Below are 23,613 nucleotides of genomic sequence, written 5' to 3'. Positions count from 1 at the left end.
TGATCTTGTGTATACGATCTTGTAGCAGCACCGTCTTAAATATTAACAATGCAACTTGCATTAATAATTTTTATGTGCGTCTAGTTTATTATCGATCGTGTTGTGTGATTTTTCAAATTTAGTGCGATATATTTCACAAAATTTGACTATTTCTTTCTTTGTCTAGCCTATCTTTTAGGTGGTCTAAAAATAGCTTGGTTCGTGTATGTGAGTAGTCAAGCTTAGGGTAGTACGCGTAAACCATCACTTCGTCGGCTGTTATATTTGGTAATACTGGAACCAGTGTCCCTTGTTTAAGATCCTCTTTGATCATTGCTTTGATGGTTAACAGTACGCCCATTCCTCGCTTCGCGGCATGAAACAAAGCCTCAGGATTGGTGGTCGCAAAGTTACCGTTCAAAGTGATGCGTTGTCCTTTAGTTAGCGTGACTTCACGAATAGGACGCTCTCCCCATATTAAGGAGTTGTGTTGTTCTAAGTCTTGCTCGTTGATGGGATAACCATGTTTAGCCAAGTAACTGGGAGCGGCATAAAAGCTGGCTTTGTGTTCAAACAGTGGTGTTTTCTTGAAGCTTAACGAGTTGAGTTGTTCCAGTTCACGACTGATCACCAGGTCCAAGCCAAGCTCAGGTAATTGACCTGGCGTGGTGGTGATAAGCTGTACTTTAATGTCTGGATACTTTTCTAAGAAGTCGTCCATGTATTGCACGAGAAACTTAGAACCAACAGCAATGGTTGCGCCAATCTTTAGCAGGCCCGCAGGCGTTTGGTTAACCGATCGAGTTTCATCAATAATCGATTGCCAATTATCGAGCTGATCCTTGGCTCGCAGATAAAAGAGAGCTCCCGCTTCGGTTTGGCTGATTGAGCGCGTGGTGCGCTTTAATAGTTGAGTGCCGATACGTTCTTCTAACCAGTTCACTCTTTTGCTGATCGCTGAGCTGGTGGTATTGAGTTTACGTGCTGCGCCATTGAAGCTGCCTTCTTCCACCACTTTTACATAACTTTTTACGTTAAGAATCCAATCCATATTATTTCCTGTTGGGACTTAATTAAATTCCAATTTAGCTAATTATCAATTATTGGTTTTGAATGTAAACTCATCTGATGAACAAATAACAAACGAATAGGGAATTTTTTGAGCCAATCGACCTTTAAAAAAACACCGCTACTCTTAGCCATGATGATCATAGCTACAGGACAGGTAGGGGTGAGTATCTATTTACCATCGTTGCCGCTAATTGCTTCAGACTTAAGTGCGACTCAGGTAGATGTACAGCTGCTCGTTACGCTGTTTCTTGTGGGTTTTGGCTTGTCTCAGCTATTTTATGGGCCGATGTCCGATGCCGTGGGGAGAAGACCTATCTTCTTGTTAGGTCAGGGTGTTTATTTGATTGGTACTGTTGTTTGTGTTGTTTTTTCCGACAACATGACGGCGTTAGAGGTTGGTCGCTTGTTGCAAGGTCTAGGGGCGGGTAGTGCCTCGGTTCTTGGGCGAAGTGTGCTGCGCGACAGCTATGATGGCCTTCAACTGACCAAAGCGCTGTCTTATATTTCGGTCACCGCTTCGATCATGCCGATTATTGCGCCCGTGTTTGGTGGTTGGATCTCATTCCACCTCGGTTGGCAGGCGGTGTTCCTGTTTGTTCTTGTGTATTTACTGGCGATATTCACTCTCGGCTACTTTGTTCTTCATGAAACTTTACCATACGGAAAGAGCCGCTTTGAAGTCAGTCAAGTGGTCAAGAACTATGGCCGTTTGTTGACGAATCGCCAAGTGTTGACCAGTGCCAGTTATAATTGGATGAGTTACATGGCGAGTTTGGTGTCGCTATCACTGTTTCCATTCTTAATGCAAGAGCAATTGGGGCTGACAGCCGCTGAATACGGATCGTTGATGATAGTCCCTTCGGCTGGCTTACTGATTGGTAGCGTGGCTTTGAACTTGCTCAATCGTAGGTTTAGCACTCCGCAATTGATGAGCATAGCTATCTTGATTATCTTGGCGTCGGGAACTTGGCTTCTTACTCATGAGTTATCCATCTTTAACTTAGTTTGGGCGTTTACTTGGTTGGCGATAGCGCAAGGTATCTCGTTCCCTCTATCGATCAGTATGTTGTTAGAACCTCATAAGAAGAAAGCGGGCGCGGTGTCGGCACTGTCAGGTTCAATTCAGATGTGTTTGGCGGGTTTACTTGGTGGATATCTAGTCGAGAGTTGGGTGACGACTCACCTACAGCTCGGCGTGTTTTATCTGATTATTGGCGCTTGTATGGCTACAGTACTTTGGTCTTCAACGAGAATGAATAAGAAAGCCACAGCTACCGAAGTTGAGTACAGTTAAGCAGCTGAAATACAGACCAGTTAAACAGCTAGCTCGCTATAGTTCAGCATACAGTCGTTAATACGTTGTATTTGTATGGATGGTTTTCTACAATACCAGCGTCCATTTAATAGGTAATAAACATGCAGCAAAATGAATTTGAAGTACTGGTAAAAGCTATTTGCGCACTAGATGGCCTGCCTCAAGCACTTGAGTTATTGAAATCCAATGAGGATACAGAAGTCGCTGAGGCTGCTGGATCACTAACAGGTCAATTTGCGCTAGCTGAAGTTGAAGGCGAAAAGCGTATTTACCACGTGACGCTTCAAGAAAATGAACAAGGCGAAGAGCAAGAGTACATCGAACACGTGATGAATGAAGGCGATGACTTAATCAAATTTGCAGCTTGGTTCTTTGAAACTATGTTCGAATTAAAGCAAAAAGACACATACCAAATTGCAGGTAAAACTTACAGACAGCCAAAGCGTAGCTAGTTTTCTTGACTGTTTGTTTTATAGGCTATTTTTTCATGTAAGTTGATTTCTAAGCAATTAGGTTTCTAAAAAACTATTTTTAAAGCAGCTCTCTTGAGCTGCTTTTTTTATGGATGTTTAAATGAAAATTTTAATTGTAACTCAATGGTGAGATTACATTGAAAGTGTGATTTAGATCTTGTTTTTGAGCGCTTTAAGTGTAGAATCCGCGCATAAGAAAATCGATTATGTGCGGAGATAAGCATGAATTACGAACTAGGCCACGCATACCTTGGTCAAATGGTAGCAAAAAACATGATGCACGAAGCATTGTATGGCAAGCCAAAGCCCAAAAAAGCATCATTCATTAAGCGAATGATGAAGAAAATGGCGAAATAAGCATTTTCAAAAACGGATTTTAAAAAGGCCTTAAACTTACTGGTGTCCAACTATTGGGATTAGTTCAGTTTAAGGCCTTTTGCGTTTTAGCGATTAATGAAGGTCATCGCTCGTTTTGTTGTGGATGGACACAAAAAACACGGATAAAGCTTCTGACTAATGACTGTTACTGAATTCAGCCTGTTGATTGGTTGGATAGGTCGACAACATTATTCGGGATGGTATCTAAACCGTTCTCTTTCATCCACGCTTCTAAGTTGTCAGCTCCACCAATGTATTTACCATCAAGCCAAATCTGAGGAACTGTTACTGGTGTTTTCTCACCAATGTGCGCTTTTACCTCTGGAATCATACGATACAAAGCTGCGCTGTCTTTTACGACATCGTGGTATTGGTATTCAACACCCGCTTCATCAAGCATTTTCTTGGCCTTAACGCAGAACGGGCAGGTCGCTTTTCCGTAAACAATGTTGCCTTTTAGGCTGTCTCGTTTGGTCCATTCTTTAATTACAGATTGAACCAAAACACCGCGATTAAGCGCTTCACCTTGGCTGACGACCTTGCCTTCAACAACAAGAATAGGAGCATGCCAAGAACCCAGTTTTAGCGGCTCCCACCAGTGAGATAACCAATCTTTCACTTCCAGTTCAACATCGACATCTGATAACTCATTCTCAAAAGTATCCTTAAGAATGTCTTTGGTAAGGGTGCATTCTCCACATGGGATGTTAACTTTAAATGGACCCCAGCTGCCTGCCCAACGGTATAGTGTAATCTTGACTGGTTTCTTCATGCTTACGGCCTCGTTTGAATTCTCTTATCCATATAGAACGGACAGTCGAACTATTTATTTCATCGATCCTAAACTTTCTTTATTTTCGCCGGTTTTTTCGTTTCCCAATGGGTAATAAATGCTACTGACGCAATAATAATAGCAGCCCCTAGCCATAAACGACCCGGTGGAACCCAACTAAATACAATCCAACCCGCTAGAACATTTAACGGTAATTTCGCGTGGTCAAAAGGTTGCACAAACGAAGCATCAGCAACAGAATAGGCTTTTACAATTGCCCATTGAGCGAGTGCCGTCATAACACCGATAACAATCAAGATAGCCCAAATTGTACCGCCGCTTGGAGTCTGCCAATCTGGCGCGGCAAGCAGGATGTTAAATGGTGTGATTAATAGCAGCAAGTACACCACCATGGTTGAAGGACTGTCTTGCGAAGAGAGTTTTTTCACCATGAGTGAGTAGCATGCCCAGAAGAAAGCGGCGCCAACCGGTAGCAGTGTTGCCCAGTTAAAGTCTTCTGCCCACGGCTCTAGAATCACCATAGCACCAGCGAAGCCGGCTAAGGTCGCGCCCCAGCGAGCTGCCCCAACTTTCTCTTTGAGGAAAAGTCCTGAGCCTATGGTTGCAAACAATGGCGACGTCATGAGAAGGGCAATGCCTTGCCAAATAGGTACTGGGTAAGCCAATGCCCATATCCAAAGTTGAATACCAATAACAGACAAGAAGACACGGAATACGTGCAACTTTAGGTTGTCGGTTTTTAGCGCGCGGCGAATGCCCAGCGTTTTCAGATAAGGAAGAATAGCGAACAACGCGATGGCGTATTGAATGACGGCAACGGTGGTAGAAGTAAGTCCGAAATGAATGCTAGCGACTTGAGTTAGGCTATTAATAACGGCAAAGGCTAGGCCTGCGGTTAGCATCCAGCTAGCGCCTTGGATCGGATGGTGTTGTGACATGATGCTTCTAATTATTTGATGTGGTTCACCTATGATACGGATTTAGCACCACTTAACCAGAAAAAGCATTGATGAAGTTGGTCAGAATATTTGAATATGAAAAAAGGTTGAGCAACCGCCCAACCTTTCTAGTCTCTATCTAAAGTCGATTTAGATTAGAAATCGTAGCGGACACCTAGGCGAAGTGTGTCTTCACCAGCTGTCACGATACCTTTTGCATTTTTAACTTCGTCTAAACCGTTAACGTAGTAAGAAAGGTATGTGCGGAAATTGCTGTTTAGTTTGTAGTAACCGGCTAATTCAATACCGTCGACAGCGTCTACTTTTGCTCCGCTGTTGATTTCATCTTCCTGGTAAGTATATACGACTGCAGCAGATACTTGCTTGGTGAATTTGTATTGCGCTGCAAACTCCATAGCAGTGAATGACTTAGCATCGGTACCTGTCGCTTTATCATCTAGGTCGCCTGTTGAATAAGTCGCAGCTAAGTACAGGTTGTCTAGAGAATACGCTAGGCCGGCAAGGATTTGGTCTGCGCTACCTTTATTTTCCCCTAGGTCTTCACCTGAGTAGGCTAGGCCAAGATCTAAGCCCATTGGCAGTGAGTAAACACCAGAAATGCCGTAGCCGTCAGAGTCTTTTTTGCTGTTGGTTTGGTAAGTGGCTTCTAGTTGCAGAGCATCAAAACCGCCACGGTACGCAAATACGCCATCTTCTTTATCAGAAGCTGCACCGAATGCTTGCTGCACACCAGAAAACTCAGTGATATCCGTAAAGTCAGATACGATAACTGAAGCCATATCTTGGCGACCGACAGAAATGGCTTGACCGTCAAAATCAACACCTGCGTACATGTAACGGTTTTCAAACTTATCAGAACCTGTGTCTTGCTCAGCTTCGTAGAAACCGAATGCCGTTGCAGTATCTGTAAGTTCTGTTTTACCACCAAGGTTTAAACGGAAACGAGTTTTATCTTTCATTGAACCTTCAACTTCAGCACCACCGGAACCAATGAAATCACCACGGAATTCTGCACGACCGCCAATTTTAAGTTCTGTACCATCAGAGCTGTAAACCGTTGCTGCTAACGATGAACCTGAAACTAGTGCCGCTACCACTGCAGAAGCTAGAACTGCCTTTTTCATAATCACTTACCTTGTATTTTAAAATCCGTGAGCAATGCGCTCTCCGTTTCGATATGAAACTAATCTAGAGCAGCTAAATTAAGCTTTCATTTCTGTAAAATTACATTTTCGTGAATAGGGAACTTTTTAAGTGTTGATTTTATTGCACTTTTATTTCAGGAACCTGAGTGGTTTGTGAATGGGTATACCACTCGTATTTCCTTATTCGGTTACTTTTTCAAGTTTCTATTTGGGTGAGGTGATAATGATATGAGTGAACCTTATGGTGAGGTTAGAGCTTCTTCATCTTATTAACTGTTTGTACTGATTAAGATATCCTCTATGATGCCAAAACTTAGAAAAGAATAAATTTTGCTCAACAAGATGGAGACGTTGGATGAAAACAGAGTACTTAGGCGATGTTTTACAAGGTAGGCAGGTTATTGGCGCCTTAAATGTTGAAGACTTACCGATTGGAGAGCATCAGTTTTGGTTTCAAGTAACCAGTGATGGGTTAGGGCAACCTAAAAACATGCCGGTTTCTGTTTTCAAAGGCAGTCAAGACGGCCCGAAGTTGATGATCACTGCCGGGATTCACGGTGATGAGCTAAACGGTGTGTTGGCTGCTCAGCAAATTATCCGAGATTTAGTAGGCAAAACATTAAAAGGCACGGTGACAGTTGTACCAACTGTGAATTTGTCTGGCTTGCTTAACCACAGCCGCGATTTTATCTCTTCGGATCCGGGCTCTTGCCCTGCCAACCTTAATCGACTCTTTCCTGGTGATGCACACGGCTTAGCCGCGCAGCGATTCGTCGCATCTCTGTGGGATCGCTTACTCAAACACAACGCGACATTTGCTGTTGATCTGCATACCCAAACTCGTGGTGCCGTGTATCCACTTTATGTGTTTTCTGATTACCGAGTAGAGCAATGTTTAGAGATGGCGAGGTTAATGCAGCCCGATTGTGTTCTTAATGATCCCGGCGATCCGGGTATTCTTGAAACGGTCTGGAATCGAAGTGGAATTCCGAGCATTACAGTGGAAGTCGGGATGGGGAAATTTACTCAACCTGACATGATTCAACGAGCCGTAGATGGTGTTTTTAATATTCTTTCTTACTACGAGATGCTTGATGCTGAAGGTTTACGAGACAAAAAGCCACTGCCAAGTATAGATTGGATAGAGGGCAATAATGTGGTGTCTATCCGCGCTGATATTGGTGGATTTGTGTTGCCTCAGGTCGAGCTTTTACAAAGCGTAGAGCAAGATGATCTTTTGGCGATTCAATACGACGCTTTTGGTAACGAATGTCGTCGTTATCATGCGCCGTCTGCCGGACGTGTACTTAGCTATAACGTGGATGCATTAAGGGAGCCAGGGGCTCTTGTCTGTCGATTATTGAGTTGAGCTGCTTTTAGGTGAGATGCTCGCAGTTGGTAAGTTCTGAGTTGAAAAGCTCTTAATTGGTAAGTACTGAGTTGAAAAACTCTTTGGCGGGTGTCTCTTTGTTCATCTGGTGCATCGTCATTTGAAACGCGTAAAAAAAGACCGAGCAGGGCTCGGTCTGATAGCTTTTCTCTGGAGTAACAGTTTTAGCGTAACTAGTATCGCTTTAAGATCTCGATGATCTCTTGCTCTGTTTCCGCTGCGATAATGGCATCAATGTCATCATCATTTTGGAACAACTCTGATAGCGCCATAATAGTATGGATATGGCTATCTGAGTCCATCGCTGCCAGAGTGATTGAAAGGTAAACGTCACCGTTGTCTTCCGACTCTAAATCAACACCCTTTTTGAATACTGTCACCTGCAGTGATGCTTCGTTCACACCATCTTCAGGACGAGCATGAGGCATCGCAATCTTTGGTGCTAGAACATAGTACGCGCCGATGTCTTTGTGCTTTTGCTTGATAGCTTCAACATAGCTTGCTTCAATTTTCTTGCTTGCTAACAGTGTTGAACAGGTTAAATCAATCGCAGCATCAACCGTTAGGTTCTCTTCAGAGTTGATGATAACGCCTTGATTACCGATTAAATCGAATAGGCTCATGAAACAATCCATCCTAGAATCAGACCAACAACACCGAAGTCGAAGTCAGCAAATGTTGTCGCTTCAAGCCCAAGACCACCTAGTACTGGAAGTAGTAGCATTGGTAGGAAAGAGATACACAGACCTTGCGTGAATGAACCTAGAATTGCACCACGTAGACCGCCAGTCGCGTTACCGTAAACACCTGCCGCACCACCTACGAAGAAGTGTGGAACCACACCCGCTACAATGATTGTCCAACCAAGTGCACCTTGAACTGCCATTGCTAGTAGACCAGCCGCGAAAGAACAAAGGAAACCGATTAGTACCGCGTTTGGTGCTACTGGGAATACCATAGGGCAGTCTAGAGCAGGTTTTGCACCTGGTACTAGTTTGTCAGAGATACCTTTAAATGCAGGAACGATTTCAGCAATTAGCATCTTCACACCTTGCAATACGATGTAAACACCACCAGCAAAGATTAGAGATTGCATGAAGGTAAATACAACCCAGTTTTGACCGCTTGATACTGTTTCTACAAACTCGCCGCCCGCAATAATAGACGCAAGCATGAAGAAGATAGCCATTGTTGTTGCTACGGCTACTGGCGTATCACGCAGGAACATTAAGCTTTTAGGAACTTGGATGTCTTCTGTTGATTTTGATGTGTCACCGAATTTGCTACCAATGAAGCCAGACACGATGTAAGACAGTGTCGAGAAGTGACCAATAGCCAGTTGATCAGTACCCATCACTTTTTCAGTGTACTTTTGGCCTAGCGCTGGCATCACAACCATTAATGTACCCACAATGATAGAGCCGATTGCGACTAGAACTGTGCCTTCAATGTTTGCTGTAGACAGAATTACCGCTACTAGCATAGACATGAACATTGTGTGGTGACCCGTTAAGAAAATATATTTTAAAGGAGTAATACGAGCCAATAAAATATTCACAACGAATGCGAAGAACATAATTAGAGCCATTTCATAACCGAATGCTTCTTGTGCTAATGCAACAATTGCTTCGTTATTTGGAATAACACCACTTACGCCGAATGCTTCAGTAAATACAACTGAGAAGTTATTTAGTGCGCCAACAAGAGCGCCAGCACCAAAACCTAAAATTAGGAAACCCATTACGGTTTTAATTGTGCCTTTTAGAATGGTGGAAATATCAGCTTTCTGTGCAACAAGGCCAATGAAAGCAATTAAGCCTACCATGATTGCTGGCTCTTTTAATAAGCCGAGCATGAATTCGAAAAAGTTCTGCATAATTTTGACCTTACATGAAAGTTTTTAGTTGTTCTTCGATTGATGCTTTGTCAAAAATATTTTTAAGGCTGATTATGTTCTCTTTTCCGCCTTCTTTCAGTTGGTTTGCAACGTCTGTTGCTGCTACCCAAATATCCGCGTTGCTTGATGCAGCTGATGACAGATCTTCGTGATCAACTTCCGCTTCGAAACCGATTTTTTTAGCCACTTCTTTCACTGCCATTTCCATCATTAGTGAAGTACCAAGGCCGTTACCGCAAACTACAAGAATCTTTTTCATAATATTTGTCTCAATTGGATTTTAGGGGTTGAGAAACTGCGTTCTCTTATTGTGTGGGAGCATAGTAATGGAAATATTGAGATTTCAATAAGATCTCCATCACAAAGCTAAAATGAGATTGTGACGGAGGTCTCGCTTGTGTGTGGTAAAAATCCAGAGTGAGACTTTGATCAAATTTAACTTTTCACACGAATATGCAACGTATCTATTGAGAAAGGTTGGGGGGGAATGTATTTGTCTATTGGAATGTAAATATATAGAGGGTCTGTTGAAGAAAATAGAGAATTAATCGTATCGACCGTAGTCGGTAAGCATTTTCTTAAGCATGCTATTAACGTCTTTGGTCTTTTTATTTCTTTTAGTTAGTTGGCTAAGAGAAGTCGGTTTTGGCGAGGTAACATTTTCACCATCTATTTCTTCGGTTTTATCTTTCATTTTCTGTACGGCAGGCAATAACATTCTAATTTCTTCATTATTGATATTGGTCAGAACCACAATATTTTCAGATTCAACTTGGGTAATCGTTAATATTCCATGCTTAACGGATTCAACCTTTTCACCAATCATAATTGATTCAGGTGCGACAGAGCGATCGGTTAACTGACCTGTACGTAATTTCGCCGCACTGATAGCGCGGATATTTCCGGTGTTTTCAAACGCAACAATAACGGTATAGGTATTATAATACTCAACTACTGTCACATAGCCGTGTCTATTTGTTTTGAATCTAGCTCCATTGTTCATGTCGTGCGGAGCTTCCATTTTCTTCACGTGTTTCCTCTCTTAGTCTCAATGGCTGTTATATCTAATCAGCTCTTCTCGTTTTATAGATAATGAATGGGTGAGATAATGCAAAGTATATACGCATCTAAACTTAAGATGAATCTTGAAGTCATAGTAAATGAGGGAGAACACAGAAAAGTGGTAATAATCACACAGAATTAACCGAGAGGTTACGCTCATACGCTTAAGGACTTAACATTCCAAATTCAACCTTATACAGATTGTTTACAGTTTTTGAAGAACGAAAATGACGATAAACACTGCGTTTTGTTTAATCCTTGACCGCGCGATCGTTTGCGTTGAAAAATGTGATGAAAGTCTCACTTAACTGTTTATACTTCTTTTCCGGTTTTAAGCCGGTGCTTAGCCAATACAAGCCGTCACATGGATATGTGAATGACCCCACGGACCGGACCAGCTACGTTCCACTGCTTGTATAAGGTGATTTTTACATGAACAACTCGTTGTTACATTCGCTAACCCTGTTAGCTCCTTCATCGCGTAGCGTTTTGCTTGCGGTTCTTTGTCCTATTCCTTTGATGTCATTCGTTTGGCTCATGTTCACTCTTTAAGGATTACTAGGACACATTATGAATATTCTATTTGGTTTTGTCGGTGTTCTTGCACTGATTGCTTGTGCGTACCTGCTATCTGAAAGTCGTTCTTCGATTAACTGGAAAACAGTCTCTCGTGCACTATTACTTCAAATCGGCTTCGCGGCTTTGGTGTTATATTTCCCATGGGGACAATTGGCGCTAACGAGCCTAAGTAATGGCGTTTCTAGCCTGCTTGGTTTTGCAGACGCTGGTATCGCATTCCTTTTCGGCGACCTTGCAACTGAAGGTTTCATTTTCGCGATACGCGTACTTCCAATCATTATCTTCTTCAGTGCTCTGATTTCTGCACTTTACTACCTCGGCATCATGCAAAAAGTGATTCAAATCTTGGGTGGAGCGGTGCAAAAACTGCTGGGCACCAGTAAAGCTGAATCCTTGGTAGCGACAGGTAATATCTTCCTTTCTCAGGGTGAGTCTCCTCTTCTTATTCGTCCATTTTTAAAGTCTATGACTCGTTCGGAACTGTTTGCTGTAATGGCAGGTGGTATGGCGTCGGTAGCGGGTAGTGTGCTTGGTGGTTATGCTGGTTTAGGTGTTGAACTTAAATACCTTATCGCCGCAAGCTTCATGGCAGCTCCGGGTAGTCTGTTAATGGCGAAGATTATCGTTCCTGAGCGCAGTACACCAAGTGACTACGACCATATCGAACTCGATAAAGCTGACCAAAGCAACGTGATCGATGCACTGGCAAGCGGCGCGATGAACGGTATGAAAGTCGCGGTGGCTGTCGGTACTATGTTGATTGCATTCGTGAGTGTAATTGCGATGGTGAACACTGGCCTAGAAAGCTTAGGTGAGACGTTCGGTTTTGCCGGTATTACGCTGCAAGCTATCTTTGGTTACCTGTTCTCACCACTAGCATGGCTGATCGGTATCCCAAGTGATGAAGTATTGATGGCGGGTTCTTACATTGGTCAGAAGATCGTAATGAACGAGTTTGTTGCTTTCATCGACTTCGTTGAGAACAAAGCGCTGTTATCTGAACATAGCCAAGTCATCGTCACTTTTGCTCTATGTGGTTTTGCTAACATTGGTTCTATTGCTATTCAGCTGGGTTCAATCGGTGTTATGGCACCAGAGCGTCGTGCTGAAGTGGCAAACTTAGGCTTGAAAGCAGTCGCTGCTGGTACGCTTGCAAACCTAATGAGTGCGTGTTTAGCGGGTATCTTCATCCTGCTTTAAGCGAGATTCAGTTCAAGCGCCTAAATTCAGTTGAAGCGGGCACCTTTCTTGCGGATTTAACGTGAGAAGGGTGTCCGCTTTTTTGTGCCTGCTCGTTAAGTTGATTCAGATTTTGAACCACCACTTTTATTGCTATGCGGTGTATAAGGCTCACTCGGAAGAGTAATAGAGCAAGCCTGTTTTATCCGATATACTTGAATATCATTAGGTTGCGATTAATAGCATTCGGCTTCAATTAAGAAAATCCGGTTTCTATTAAGAACACTCGGTTCCGAATAAGAATATTCCGTTCCGACTAAGAATACGGCAACCAAGCTCAAATTTATCAAGGGTCTCTCTATGAACATGCGCGCTCTCATCGGTCTTATTGCTACCTTCATTGGCTTGTTTGCGATGGTTTATCTTATTGCTGGTGGTACTCAGTTTCCTATCTATCAGTGGCCGCAAGAAGCGTATCTCGGTTTGGTGTTTAGCGTAGTATGGGGCACTGGCGTCGCAGCATCGGTGGCTTATGTCTTTTCAGCTTTGGTGTTTGTGACTGTCGCCGTGGTTTGTTATGCGGTCGGTTATAAAATCGGTGGGCTCTTTTCTTCAAATTCTGACGTCTAAGTTTATTGAGGCGTACTTATGTTCATTGAAGTGAGATTTGTTTGAATGCACTGGCTCGATCGTTGGAAAGTGTATCGCTATCATCGCAAACAGGCTAACCGCTCGAATGGCGACAAGGCTAAAGCTTTAGGGTGGACCAGCGAAGAGAGCCAATTGTGTCGCTTTGAAGTGATTGCTCGTTCGGCTGATTTCGAAAAGAAGAGTATTTTAGATTTAGGTTGTGGCTATGGCGAGCTGTTTGAGCTGCTCGACAGCATCTATCGCATTCAATCTTATACGGGCGTTGACCAACACGCAGGCTTTTTAAAGAAGGCGAAGCAGAGTTATACAGAAGATCGTTGTCGGTTTTTGTCGGGTGATATGAGCCAAATGAGCCTTGAGGTACACGATGTAGTTATCGCCAGTGGCTCATTGAATTACATCTCTCGCGACTCGGATTATCTGACTAACATGATTACTCGCATGTTTGGACTAGCGAATCAGACGGTGATTTTTAATCTGCTCAATTCAAGCCAATATCCTTCACGCAATACCTTGATGAGTTATCACCCTCAAGGCGTATATCGATTTTGTAAAACACTCTGTGACGATGTCTCCTTGATAGAAGGATACGCAGAAGGGGATTTCACGATAGTGATGAACAAAGTCGTACCCTGAGTCTGAATGAAGTGTTGGTGTGGTAAGAGTTAAAAAAGCCGCAGACCTTGAGAGGTTTGCGGCTTTTTGGGTTCTAAAATCAACTTAAGTATTACTGCTAGTGCTTCAGCGGTTGATTTTCAACTAGTCCGTAAGGGATGTTAGTAAAGACTTTTGGGTTACCTTCATAAGTCGGTGCTTCGTTCACTTGCTGCCAATCGAGTAGCATGATAGCGAGTACGTTGCGGTGCTCTCCATACTTGAGATCAAAATCACCGGTGACTGAAGGGATCATACCTTTTGTCTTATCGATAGATGCCTGGATTGCGAGCCTAGTTTTCTCTACAACCGGGTCATTCTCTAGACCGGCTAATAAGAAAGTCAACCCAACCTCAGCAATCACATCCTCTTTAGCTCGTAACAGGATAGTATCGATGTTTTCTCTGAAGTAATCGTAGATCCATTGGTGTTCTTGCTCGCTTACTTGGTGCTGGTAATACTCAGAATCTCCAAAGATCACATGTGTCATACCATAGATCTTATTGCCGTATTGCTGGCTTGAAAGCTTCTTGTCGTTATCGTCTGGGTAGGCTTTTTTGAAGGTATCGACAAATTCATCAACGACATCTTGTTCACCCAATTGGCGTAGCCAGTAAACTTGATTAGCGAGTTGGGCTGCCCACGCTTTCACCATATCTTCATTGGTCACGTATCGTGAAAAGTCATAACGACGAATAATCTCACGCAGTTTGACATCGTTCTTGTGTTCTAAACCGTACTCATTGGCACGCGCCATAGAGCCGAGAAGGTCAACACCAAGATATAGATATTCTGGCATGTGCTTGGTGATGTTGTAGCGTCGAACACTGCGTTCATCGCTATCGCCAACATAGGAAGCAACACGCTTTTCTGAGTACAGTACGATTTGTTCCATGGTGTGAACATCATTCGACAAGCGGCTGAGCTTACTTGCGACACGTGCCATGTCACTCCATACCGCGGCAGAATATTTGTCGTCTAATGTTTGTCGATACATACGCAAACCATAGTGACCCTCTTTGAATGCAGGCAGAGTGTAAAGTTGGCTTTCGTAGGTTGTGCGAATCAGATCGGCGGATTGTTTAAAAGATTGCTCTTGAGAGTCGAGAACACCAGCTTGTAATTGAATACTTGGTACGCTTGTTGCTTGTATGTTAACAGGCTCTTGTATAGTAACAGTCTGTTGTGTGTCAAAAGCCGTTAGCGTATCTGAAGTAGCTTGTGCGTGAACCGCAACCGCAACTGAGATTGATAACAATGTGCACAGAGTTAGCGTTTTTAGCTTCATGTTCGTAAGGTACCAAGCTGATTAATTGTGAATATAAAATAACACTCATGAATCTTTCAATGTAAGGTTTTGGTCAATACATTGTAATCTTTAATGAGATTGATTCGATATTTGGTTCAGTAATCAATGTGTCTAATGGACTTTAAGTGATGAATGACTCAATAATGAAATGAGCACTAGGCTAAGTGTATGTATTTAAATAGCTTAACGGCATACTTAAAGAGTTAGTCTGATATGAGCAAATTTAAGAACAAAAAGGTTTAGGAGGTCTGAATGCCAAGTGGTTCTAGCAAGCAATGGCCTGCCAAATTATTATCTTTACTGTTTTTTTTAGTGGTAATGAGTGCTATCGAGTTTTTTCACTCTAAAGAGTTATCCTACCTGAAAGATGAATCCTACTCTGAGGCAAAAAAGCAGCTATCGATCATTCGTTCTCGAATCGAAGCCGCGATCGTGTCAGATATGTATATCCTCAATAATTTTTCGACCTTAGTGACCATAAACCCTGATGGTGAGGTGAAAAATTGGGACAAGATTGCTGAAAGTATTATTAAAGATGGTTTCCATATTCGTCTTATTGGGCTAGCCAAAGACGACATTCTAAACTTTGTTTACCCTATGGAAGGCAATGAGCAGATTCTCGGTATTAATTATCGTGATTATCCAGACCAATGGGAGTCTGTTGAGATAGCCCGTAATCTTGGCAACACCTTTATTGCTGGTCCTTTTGAGCTGTTTCAAGGTGGCCAAGCTATCATTACGCGCACTCCGATCTTTCGAGACCCGCCTTTTAGCGAAGACTATTGGGGTGTATCCAGTGCCGTTATTAGTTTAGATGAGCTGTTTGAAGATGTCGGAATTGGGATACTCGAAAACAAGTATAAACTCGCGATTCGCGGTGCAAACAGTTCGGGTAAAGATGGCGCGGTCTTTTATGGCTCTCAGGACGTATTTGATAATGCTTTTGTGACTGAACAGGTGAGCTTTCCATACGGTGGTTGGTACCTTGCTCTCTCTGGTAATGAGCATGTGTTGATGGATGTGCAGTGGTATCGAATTCAAGCAGTAAGGTTGGTGGGTTACACCATAATGTTAGTGCTGGCGTTTGCCTTCTTTACTATTTATCGCCTGTACCGAATTGCAGATAGTCGCTCTATGCATGATGAACTCACCATGCTACCTAATCGTCGATACTTTATGTACAGCCTAAAGCAGGCGTTCAAAGTCACCCAAAAGCAGAGAGCAAGAACCTTTGCTGTGGTAAATATCGATCTTGATGGCTTTAAAGCGATCAATGATACTTTTGGGCATGCGGCTGGCGATCAGGTGCTTATTGAGTGTGCTAATCGCATTAAGAGCGAGTTACGTGGTTCAGATATCGTTGCGAGAATCGGTGGTGATGAGTTCTTAGTTTTGTTACCACGCATCATTGATGATCAACATGTCTCTTCGATTGTAGCTAAACTTCGAAGAGCGATATGTAGCACACCTGTTGTTTATGATACGCACTCGATTTATCTTCGAATTAGCGTTGGTTGGGTAATTCATAGCAATAACTACAGTGATGTCGATGCACTACTCAAAGCAGCTGATGAAAAAATGTACGAACAGAAACGACAAATTTTATAGGTTGGATTGGATCTGTTATTAGAATTTAGTTGCTGAATGTGGGGAAAAGCCTCAGAATACCGCGCTTTGCTCTTTATCAATCCTATTGATGAGCGAAAGCTGTAGCAACGACTTCTTTCTGCGCGTTGCTCATACTAAATGTTATTCAACTGAGAAAATAATCTATGAGTTTTACCTCCCTTGGCCTTTCTGAACCGATCCTTAAAGCTATTGAAGCACAAGGTTACGATAAGCCATCACCAATCCAAGAGAAAGCCGTACCAGCTGTCCTAACGGGCAAAGATGTAATGGCCGCTGCTCAAACAGGTACAGGTAAAACTGCTGGCTTCACGCTACCTATTCTTGAAATGTTATCAAAAGGCCCTCGCGTACGTCAGAACCAAGTTCGTGCACTAGTGCTAACACCGACCCGTGAACTTGCTGCGCAAGTGAATGGCAGCGTAGTTAAATACGGTATTAACTTACCGCTTACTTCTACGGTCGTGTTTGGTGGCGTGAAAATTAACCCTCAGATGCAAAAACTTCGTAAAGGCAGTGATGTGTTGGTGGCAACACCGGGTCGTCTACTTGACCTATACAACCAAAATGCAGTGCGTTTTGATCAGCTAGAGATTCTAGTATTAGATGAAGCTGATCGCATGTTAGACATGGGTTTCATCCGCGACATCCGTAAGATCTTGGCTTTTCTACCTAAGAAGCGTCAGAACTTACTGTTCTCTGCAACGTTCTCTGATGATATTCGTAGCTTGGCTAAAGGCTTAGTAAATAACCCAGTTGAAATATCGGTAAGCCCTGCAAACTCAACAGCACCCACTGTTGAACAAAGTATTTATCCAGTAGATAAAAAGAAAAAAGCGCCAATGCTAGCTAAGCTGATCAAAGATAATGATTGGCGACAAGTGTTGGTGTTCAGCAAAACAAAACATGGTGCAAACAAGCTTGCTCGTTTCCTTGAAGAGCAAGACATCACTTCTGCTCCTATCCATGGTAACAAGAGCCAAGGCGCGCGTACTAAAGCCTTAGAGAACTTTAAAACCGGTAAGGTACGAGTACTCGTAGCGACCGATATCGCTGCTCGTGGTATTGATATCCCACAACTTCCTCAAGTGGTTAACTTCGACCTTCCAAACGTATCAGAAGATTACGTTCACCGTATTGGTCGTACTGGCCGTGCTGGTGAAGTTGGTAAAGCAATTTCATTGGTTTGTGCAGATGAAGTGGGTGAGCTATTCGGTATTGAACGCCTTATTCAACAAGTACTGGAGCGTCGTGAACTGGAAGGTTTTGCACCCGTAAACAAATTACCAGAATCTCGCTTGGATTCGCGTCCGATTAAGCCTAAGAAACCGAAAAAGACACGCGAACACTCGGATGGCCAACGTTCTGGTGAGAATGCTCGCGGCCATAAGCCAGCAGGCAAGAACAAGCGTCATGTAGCAGGTAATGGATCTGCTCCAAAGCGTAAGCCTAACTCAGGCAACAAAGCTTCAGACAGCAACTCTTCAGCTGCTGGTGATGATAAGTCTTTAAGAAATAATGGCAGCAACTATAAGCGCGGTAACAAGCCTTCTACGAATAGTTCTGGCAAGCCAGGTGGTGCAGGTAAACCTAAAAAGTCTGGTTTCGGAGGAAGTAATGGTTCGAGCAAACCGTCTAACAAGTCAGCAGGTAACAAGCCTACAGGTAACAAACCTTCACCATCTAGAAGCCGTTCTAAGCCTGCATCTCAGAAATAGTAGCTCTTTGGTAGACAGAACGTTGAGCATAGCTTTGCAAAGATTATGTAACGAGATCGCTTCGTAGGAGGGTTCTCGTTCATTGACGACTTCCTGCTATCGAACTCGAACAAGCGCGAATATTGAATTTCAATGTTCGCGTTTTTTTATGGGTGTAATTAGGGCGTGTTGACCTTTCGCGGTTAAATTTTGTTCGAGCTAAAAGTGTTTTAATCGCGGCGAGGGCGAAGTCGCCTAGTCATTCTAAGCAAATCTCCCTCAACAAAGAGTAAAACGCTTTTAGCTGAACCCTTTGGGCAGCGTTTGCTGGTCATTTCTACTACGTTATCGGCTTCTCATGTAGGCTAGCTACACATCGAAACCTCTTCCTTGTATAAATACCCAGCAACTCGCTGCAAAAATCAGCTCGAAAGATCAACACGCCCTAAGCAAACAAGAAGAGGTTTCTTCAGAGTTGAAGCTATCGAATTTATTGAAAAGTAGGTATTTATAGGAAGAGAAATTAATCTTTAATGATCTATTAATAACAACATAATCACTAGCGATTTGTTGGGTTTTGCAATTTGCAATTTCAGTTTGCAAAACAAACAGGCATTTATGGCGAATACGTGTTCAGATGCGTAGTAAATACGTATGTTTAAAGTTGGCACGCATAGTGCATTAGTAATAGTGACCCTTCTTAAGCCGAGGGTCACCTAGCCAACTGACGTTGTTAGTGAACCCATATTGTTCACACAAAATATATGACCAATCACCCTTTTGTGATTGGTTTTTTTTTGCCTGAATTTTGAGTTCTACTTGTTGGTATTACTTTTTATTAATTGTTATTACTACACTTATTATTAAGTGCAGTTAGCTCAAGAAAAACAAGCAGAGCACGACAATTTACTAATCATGCTCATACCATTCTTGCGCTAACACTCACCACACTTTGAGTAACAGCTTGGTTGGCGCGGGCATTCTCCACCTCGGGAGCAGATAAGCCTAGCCTCTGTCTCAATCCCACGTTCAATCCAATTTATATTTAGAATCTTGGCTATTGTCGTGAGATCTTTCTTGATGTTACGCGGGATTACCACAGAGCCACCATTGTTAACGCATGATGCTTTAAGTTGCTCTGCAATGTCTCTTGAATTACCGCCTTGTGCATCAATTGCAGGGTTAAGGTCTATGCCAGCACACAATACGCGATTGTTACCTGCAGGGTCCGTCATATTGATGGATTCACAGCAGTAGATTCTTGGTTCATCACCCACATTTAAAATAGATATTTGAGCCGAACTCCCTGCGCGAGGTTCTGACAATCGACGGAACACAGCCCAATGTTGACATGGATCGGCAACAGTTCTCATATTTCCCCAAGGCAGTGGAATCCCGTTCCCGCGGTACACCGCCTTGAGTTTCCCTGGCCCATAAGCATCAAAGTAGTGCCAGTGAGGGTAGGGCGATACTACCGTCATTCGACGCATAGCAACAGAGGGGGAAACCCCCGCTCTTTTGTGAACGTCGATTTCGTAACCAGTGCGGTCAAGCAACTGTCTAAATGGAACTTTCGGGCAAAGAAGTGCGCCAGCAAAGAAGCTAGATTCAAAGTCTCGCCATGCTTGAAGAATATCTTGAGAATTAAGTTGCGAAGAGCCTGAAACCTGGTTGTCGTCCCATGTGTTGTTGTTGCCGACCGACAACACACTCTTTAAGCCTTCTTTGCTATGCAGAATACAATGGCCAATATAGACCGATAAATCGTATTTCAGACGAGTGGGGTACTCTTTCAGGATTTCGTTTAAGAAGATTGTGCTAGGAGGTTCAAAGAACGAAGTGACTAGCTGTTTGGCATTAATTCCGAGTTCATCAACAACGTCTTTCGGTGTGCGTGTTACCCAACGGATGTTAATTCCTAGGCTTCTAGCGATGTCTATAAGGTCTTCTACGCTGAGGTTAAGACGTTTTAAGCCAACTTCTTCCGCTGCGCGCTCAAGGTCAGGGAAGTGGTTCTGATTGCTTTCTTGGTGTGCTCGAATCAAGAGGTGTGCAAACTGGCGGCCTGAGATCCCCGTTTGAGATAGCATCTCTGGAATTGCAATTTGCAGGATGTCGTTGGAGAAAAGAAAGCTAGGCTCGAGTGCCATGCCACTTATCCCACCACGATTCCCTTTATCAGGAGCAATGGCTTGTTGTTCAGATTCGTCGTCAAGGAACCAGGTTGGGTTCTTCTGAAAGACCTGCGCGATTACTTCTAGCATATCGATGCTTGGGACGCGCTTTCCACGTTCAATCATTGAAAGGTAAGAAACGGAAGGTGCGTATTCTGGGTTGATTCTAATACAACGCGCAGACAGATCTTCCATCGTTAAATGGTTACGTTTTCTTAGGTTACGTATTTTCGTACCTAGGAAATGAGACTGACGAACTAAACTTTTTGACAAGGCCATATTTGTAAAATTCACATTGTAAAATTTTTGTTGTGAAATTGTAGGTAAAAAAGCGCTAGTCTACAAACTAAGCAATTCACAAAATGACAAATAAGTTAAGCGTTAGTTTGGAATAATTGCTCTAGGACACATTTTTGCTATAAAAATCGGTGAATGTTCACCGGGTTAGTCAAGAGGGAAAGACTATGAATATGCTGACATTCGATAAAACAGAAATCCAAAAACAAACAAAACCATTTATCGCTGAAGCTGTCTTTGCCGTGGAGACTATCAGTGCCAAACAGCAAACTGAGAAGCAACTCAAAGCGAAGCAACTGCTAGACAGATTGTTCCCATTAGAGAACGGCTCACATCAAGATGTAACGAGCTACGTAGTTGATTACCGCCATATCATGGCTTATTTCAAAGATGGCCAACACAGCGGTCTAAAGCATCCTAAGCAGTTTGTAGCTTACATGGGTGAGAAGTGTGACCCAGACTCAATCTTGTTCCGAGATAGCAGTGGAAGCCATTTAGAAGTGATGTTTGGTTGTCATAAAGGGACGGGGTGTATTGAATTGGTCGATATCGATGATATTCAGTTAGAGTCGTGCACCACGTTTGGCCAGTCGCCAATGGAAGCGGTACAAACGAATACTGAGCGTCAAGGAATCACTACAGCAATACGTCACTGGATCAGCCTAGTTCAAGGTGATGAGAAGGGTAAACCAAAAGCATGCAGCGAAGACAAAGAGTTCCGAGCTAAGAGCGGTGAGGATTACTGTCTTAACTATTGCTACGCCCTTTAATGTCACAGCTACATCTTTGGTATTTATGAAAGATGTAGAGCCAGTGTAGTGTTAAACACTCTGAATGTATTTAGCATTAAACACTGACGACTATGCATAAACGACAAAGCCCCAACGATTAACCTACTGGTTATTGATTGGGGCTTTTTGCTTTCGATGTCAATTACGAGTCTATTTTTGAGCCTTGAGCCTTGAGCCTAGAAATCAGGGTTTAGTAAGTACGCCGTTTAACTGTAAATTTTTTAGATGATTGCAGACTACAGCGGCATCACTCTATTTCGACCAAGTGACTTCGCTTCGTAAAGTAGCTTATCAGCGCGTTCGATCAGTGATTGTGCCGATTCACCGGGTTCAAGTTCAGCAACACCAAACGATGCGGTGATGCTACCCACCTGTTGCCCGCTACGACGATCTTTAATCGATAGCTTTTCTAGAGAGCGGCGGTTGGTGTCAGCAAGCTGGCGTGCAATGCGTAATGATTTGTTTGGCACAATTATCGCGAACTCTTCACCACCAAACCGGTAAGCAGCAATACCTTCACGGCACATTTGTTTCAATTTGCGCGCAATGCCTTTAAGAACCATGTCACCAAATAGGTGGCCATAAGTGTCGTTGAAGTTTTTAAAATGATCGATATCGAGAAGAATTAAACACAGAGGTTGTTTCGCTTCACACAAGGTTTCTATATCACGGTCGAAAGAGCGACGGTTATAGAGTGTCGTTGTGCTGTCAAAGAGTGCATCTTTCTGCACTTCGACTAGCTGAGACTTTAGCTTAGTGATTTCTGATGTCGCAGAATTCAACTGAGAATTTAAAAATTGAGTAGAGTGACGAATATGACGAGATTCAGAAACTAACTGACGAACTAAAGACATGACTTCATCGATCGATAAACTTTCATTGTCAACGCGGGCTAAATCTTCGAAGCTTTTATCAATCATCTCAGAAAAAGCAGAGGTATCGGTCAGTGTGTCATTCATCGAATTCGAAACTTCCGAGACCAACAATTCTAAATTGGCGCGGAGGTCATTGATATTCGTTTCAGACTTGCTAGCAACATAATTATTGTAAAGCTGCTCACCAACGGCTGGAGGACAAATGCCATAGTATTCCAAGATACCATCCATGTCTTTTGTCAGCTGTGGGATAGCATTGTCAACATAGGTGTACCAAAGTGCGTAATTTGCAGGTGTAGTAGACACCCGGTTCTTCATCATAAGAGGCACCGCTTTTTTTAGATTTGCGGTGGATTTTTGAAATTCGTCTTTTTTCATGATTTTTACTGCAGATACCAAACTAACTAAGCCACTGCGACCAAGATTAGCGGATTTTACCGATCTTTGCTTTAAAAATTATATAATTAATGGATGAGGATTGGGTAAACAACTCATTTTCATTATGGAAATCGATTGCATATTTATATCGAATAATAAATAGGGTGTTATTTGACCAAAGAGGAGAGGTCCGGTTGGGGGGGGCGGCTGTTGGTAAGGGTTGGCTGTAATACCAATCGCGGTCAATAATGGGTTAGCCAAGCTTGTTCAAACACTCTGCCGAAAAATGGGTAATACGGGTGAGTGTGGAAGAGGTAGTAACTCAGTGGAAGTTTTATTTCAGGCATAAAAAAGCGCCGATAAAAATCAGCGCTTTAAAATTCTTTTTAGCGAAAAGCTAATTATTGAGCAACAACGTTTGCTGCTTGTAGGCCTTTTTGACCGTTTTCAACTTCGAAAGAAACCTTTTGGCCTTCTTTCAGAGTTTTGAAACCTTCAGAAGCGATAGCACGGAAGTGTACGAATACGTCAGCGCCGCCGTTGTCTTGAGAAATGAAACCGAAACCTTTCTCTTCGTTAAACCATTTTACAGTGCCAGTATTTGTGTTAGACATAATTTGTCCCTTATTCATAAATTTTCTAAATTGTTGATTGCATTACTGCAATGCGCTGATAATTGAATTATTTAATATTGCTAAGAAATAAGGAAAAACTACTTACAAAAACGGGTAACGATTTTACATGTCATTTTTTACTATTCATCTAACTTAAATAACTCCGGCTAACAGAGCGAGTGCATGTTAACACAGTCTTTCGGGTTGTACACTCATTGATTGATAAATCAGCGAGTTTTTTTGTCATGTTGCGCTCGTTAACAAAAACTACCTACAACAGCTGATAGGTTTATAAAGTTACACGCCATGACAAAGTAAAAAGGAAGC

The 23,613-nt window shown here is 42.7% G+C and carries 22 protein-coding genes; 10 read left to right on the top strand and 12 right to left on the bottom strand.

What is annotated here, in order from left to right; translation table 11 throughout:
- Positions 1-133 precede the first annotated feature (133 nt).
- On the bottom strand, positions 134-1,030 hold the full coding sequence (locus ACED59_RS00630; protein ID WP_009845717.1) for a LysR family transcriptional regulator: 897 nt from the start codon (positions 1,028-1,030) through the stop codon (positions 134-136).
- Positions 1,031-1,138: 108 nt separating this feature from the next.
- On the opposite strand from ACED59_RS00630, the gene ACED59_RS00625 reads away from it, so the two are divergent.
- The 3 genes from ACED59_RS00625 to ACED59_RS00615 all read left to right on the top strand — a co-directional run bounded on the left by ACED59_RS00625 (position 1,139) and on the right by ACED59_RS00615 (position 3,195).
- Positions 1,139-2,344, top strand: a complete 1,206-nt coding sequence (locus tag ACED59_RS00625) for a multidrug effflux MFS transporter (RefSeq protein WP_371704855.1) — start codon at positions 1,139-1,141, stop codon at positions 2,342-2,344.
- Between the two features lie 122 nt (positions 2,345-2,466).
- A complete protein-coding gene (locus tag ACED59_RS00620; RefSeq protein ID WP_004731829.1) occupies positions 2,467-2,817 on the top strand; it encodes a hypothetical protein in 351 nt (116 codons plus the stop codon).
- 243 nt (positions 2,818-3,060) lie between these two features.
- Positions 3,061-3,195 carry a hypothetical protein gene (locus ACED59_RS00615; RefSeq protein ID WP_012600279.1) on the top strand — a complete coding sequence of 45 codons (135 nt, stop codon included), beginning with the start codon at positions 3,061-3,063 and terminating at the stop codon, positions 3,193-3,195.
- A gap of 175 nt (positions 3,196-3,370) precedes the next feature.
- Here the strand turns inward: ACED59_RS00615 and ACED59_RS00610 are convergent, their stop codons facing one another.
- The 3 genes from ACED59_RS00610 to ACED59_RS00600 all read right to left on the bottom strand — a co-directional run bounded on the left by ACED59_RS00610 (position 3,371) and on the right by ACED59_RS00600 (position 6,092).
- Positions 3,371-3,988 (bottom strand): glutaredoxin domain-containing protein, encoded by a 618-nt coding sequence (locus ACED59_RS00610; protein WP_012600280.1) that lies wholly within the window; start codon positions 3,986-3,988, stop codon positions 3,371-3,373.
- 68 nt (positions 3,989-4,056) lie between these two features.
- Positions 4,057-4,947 carry a DMT family transporter gene (locus ACED59_RS00605; RefSeq protein ID WP_017097059.1) on the bottom strand — a complete coding sequence of 297 codons (891 nt, stop codon included), beginning with the start codon at positions 4,945-4,947 and terminating at the stop codon, positions 4,057-4,059.
- Between the two features lie 155 nt (positions 4,948-5,102).
- A complete protein-coding gene (locus ACED59_RS00600) occupies positions 5,103-6,092 on the bottom strand; it encodes a porin (protein WP_029223821.1) in 990 nt (329 codons plus the stop codon).
- A gap of 376 nt (positions 6,093-6,468) precedes the next feature.
- On the opposite strand from ACED59_RS00600, the gene ACED59_RS00595 reads away from it, so the two are divergent.
- Positions 6,469-7,482, top strand: a complete 1,014-nt coding sequence (locus tag ACED59_RS00595) for a succinylglutamate desuccinylase/aspartoacylase family protein (protein ID WP_017097057.1) — start codon at positions 6,469-6,471, stop codon at positions 7,480-7,482.
- A 194-nt stretch (positions 7,483-7,676) separates the two neighbouring features.
- Here the strand turns inward: ACED59_RS00595 and ACED59_RS00590 are convergent, their stop codons facing one another.
- The 4 genes from ACED59_RS00590 to ACED59_RS00575 form a co-directional block, all read right to left on the bottom strand.
- Positions 7,677-8,126 (bottom strand): PTS sugar transporter subunit IIA, encoded by a 450-nt coding sequence (locus tag ACED59_RS00590; RefSeq protein ID WP_009845709.1) that lies wholly within the window; start codon positions 8,124-8,126, stop codon positions 7,677-7,679.
- Entirely contained in the window at positions 8,123-9,379 is a 1,257-nt protein-coding gene (locus tag ACED59_RS00585; RefSeq protein WP_009845708.1) for a PTS ascorbate transporter subunit IIC, read from the bottom strand. The genes ACED59_RS00590 and ACED59_RS00585 overlap by 4 nt, the downstream gene beginning before the upstream one ends.
- Before the next feature lie 10 nt (positions 9,380-9,389).
- Entirely contained in the window at positions 9,390-9,659 is a 270-nt protein-coding gene (locus tag ACED59_RS00580; protein WP_009845707.1) for a PTS sugar transporter subunit IIB, read from the bottom strand.
- A 285-nt stretch (positions 9,660-9,944) separates the two neighbouring features.
- Positions 9,945-10,421, bottom strand: coding sequence for a hypothetical protein (locus ACED59_RS00575; RefSeq protein WP_009845706.1), 477 nt, complete (start codon positions 10,419-10,421; stop codon positions 9,945-9,947).
- Between the two features lie 611 nt (positions 10,422-11,032).
- Between ACED59_RS00575 and ACED59_RS00570 the strand changes: the two genes are divergently transcribed.
- From ACED59_RS00570 to ACED59_RS00560, 3 genes are all read left to right on the top strand, one after another.
- Positions 11,033-12,241: a NupC/NupG family nucleoside CNT transporter gene (locus tag ACED59_RS00570; protein ID WP_009845705.1), complete on the top strand. Its 1,209-nt coding sequence runs from the start codon at positions 11,033-11,035 to the stop codon at positions 12,239-12,241.
- Positions 12,242-12,580: 339 nt separating this feature from the next.
- Positions 12,581-12,850, top strand: a complete 270-nt coding sequence (locus tag ACED59_RS00565; RefSeq protein WP_017097052.1) for a hypothetical protein — start codon at positions 12,581-12,583, stop codon at positions 12,848-12,850.
- 45 nt (positions 12,851-12,895) lie between these two features.
- Positions 12,896-13,507, top strand: a complete 612-nt coding sequence (locus ACED59_RS00560; RefSeq protein WP_017097051.1) for a trans-aconitate 2-methyltransferase — start codon at positions 12,896-12,898, stop codon at positions 13,505-13,507.
- A gap of 97 nt (positions 13,508-13,604) precedes the next feature.
- Here ACED59_RS00560 and ACED59_RS00555 read toward each other — a convergent pair whose 3' ends face one another.
- Entirely contained in the window at positions 13,605-14,813 is a 1,209-nt protein-coding gene (locus ACED59_RS00555) for a DUF3541 domain-containing protein (RefSeq protein ID WP_017097050.1), read from the bottom strand.
- Between the two features lie 273 nt (positions 14,814-15,086).
- On the opposite strand from ACED59_RS00555, the gene ACED59_RS00550 reads away from it, so the two are divergent.
- Both ACED59_RS00550 and ACED59_RS00545 read left to right on the top strand, forming a co-directional pair.
- Positions 15,087-16,442, top strand: coding sequence for a diguanylate cyclase (locus tag ACED59_RS00550; protein WP_371705170.1), 1,356 nt, complete (start codon positions 15,087-15,089; stop codon positions 16,440-16,442).
- A gap of 164 nt (positions 16,443-16,606) precedes the next feature.
- Positions 16,607-18,178, top strand: a complete 1,572-nt coding sequence (locus tag ACED59_RS00545) for a DEAD/DEAH box helicase (protein ID WP_017097048.1) — start codon at positions 16,607-16,609, stop codon at positions 18,176-18,178.
- A gap of 914 nt (positions 18,179-19,092) precedes the next feature.
- Here the strand turns inward: ACED59_RS00545 and ACED59_RS00540 are convergent.
- Entirely contained in the window at positions 19,093-20,625 is a 1,533-nt protein-coding gene (locus tag ACED59_RS00540; protein ID WP_017097047.1) for a DUF3612 domain-containing protein, read from the bottom strand.
- 170 nt (positions 20,626-20,795) lie between these two features.
- Here ACED59_RS00540 and ACED59_RS00535 point away from each other — a divergent pair, with 170 nt between their 5' ends.
- Entirely contained in the window at positions 20,796-21,398 is a 603-nt protein-coding gene (locus ACED59_RS00535; RefSeq protein WP_009845698.1) for a malate synthase, read from the top strand.
- A 257-nt stretch (positions 21,399-21,655) separates the two neighbouring features.
- On the opposite strand, the gene ACED59_RS00530 is transcribed toward ACED59_RS00535, so the two are convergent.
- On the bottom strand, positions 21,656-22,672 hold the full coding sequence (locus ACED59_RS00530) for a GGDEF domain-containing protein (protein ID WP_029223820.1): 1,017 nt from the start codon (positions 22,670-22,672) through the stop codon (positions 21,656-21,658).
- A 401-nt stretch (positions 22,673-23,073) separates the two neighbouring features.
- Entirely contained in the window at positions 23,074-23,286 is a 213-nt protein-coding gene (locus tag ACED59_RS00525) for a cold-shock protein (protein WP_004730009.1), read from the bottom strand.
- Positions 23,287-23,613: the final 327 nt, after the last annotated feature.

Origin of the sequence: Vibrio sp. FF266, from assembly GCF_041439695.1 — a bacterium.
In the GTDB taxonomy this organism is placed as follows: Bacteria; Pseudomonadota; Gammaproteobacteria; order Enterobacterales; family Vibrionaceae; genus Vibrio; species Vibrio tasmaniensis_A.
This window is presented reverse-complemented; position numbering and strand designations above follow the sequence as displayed.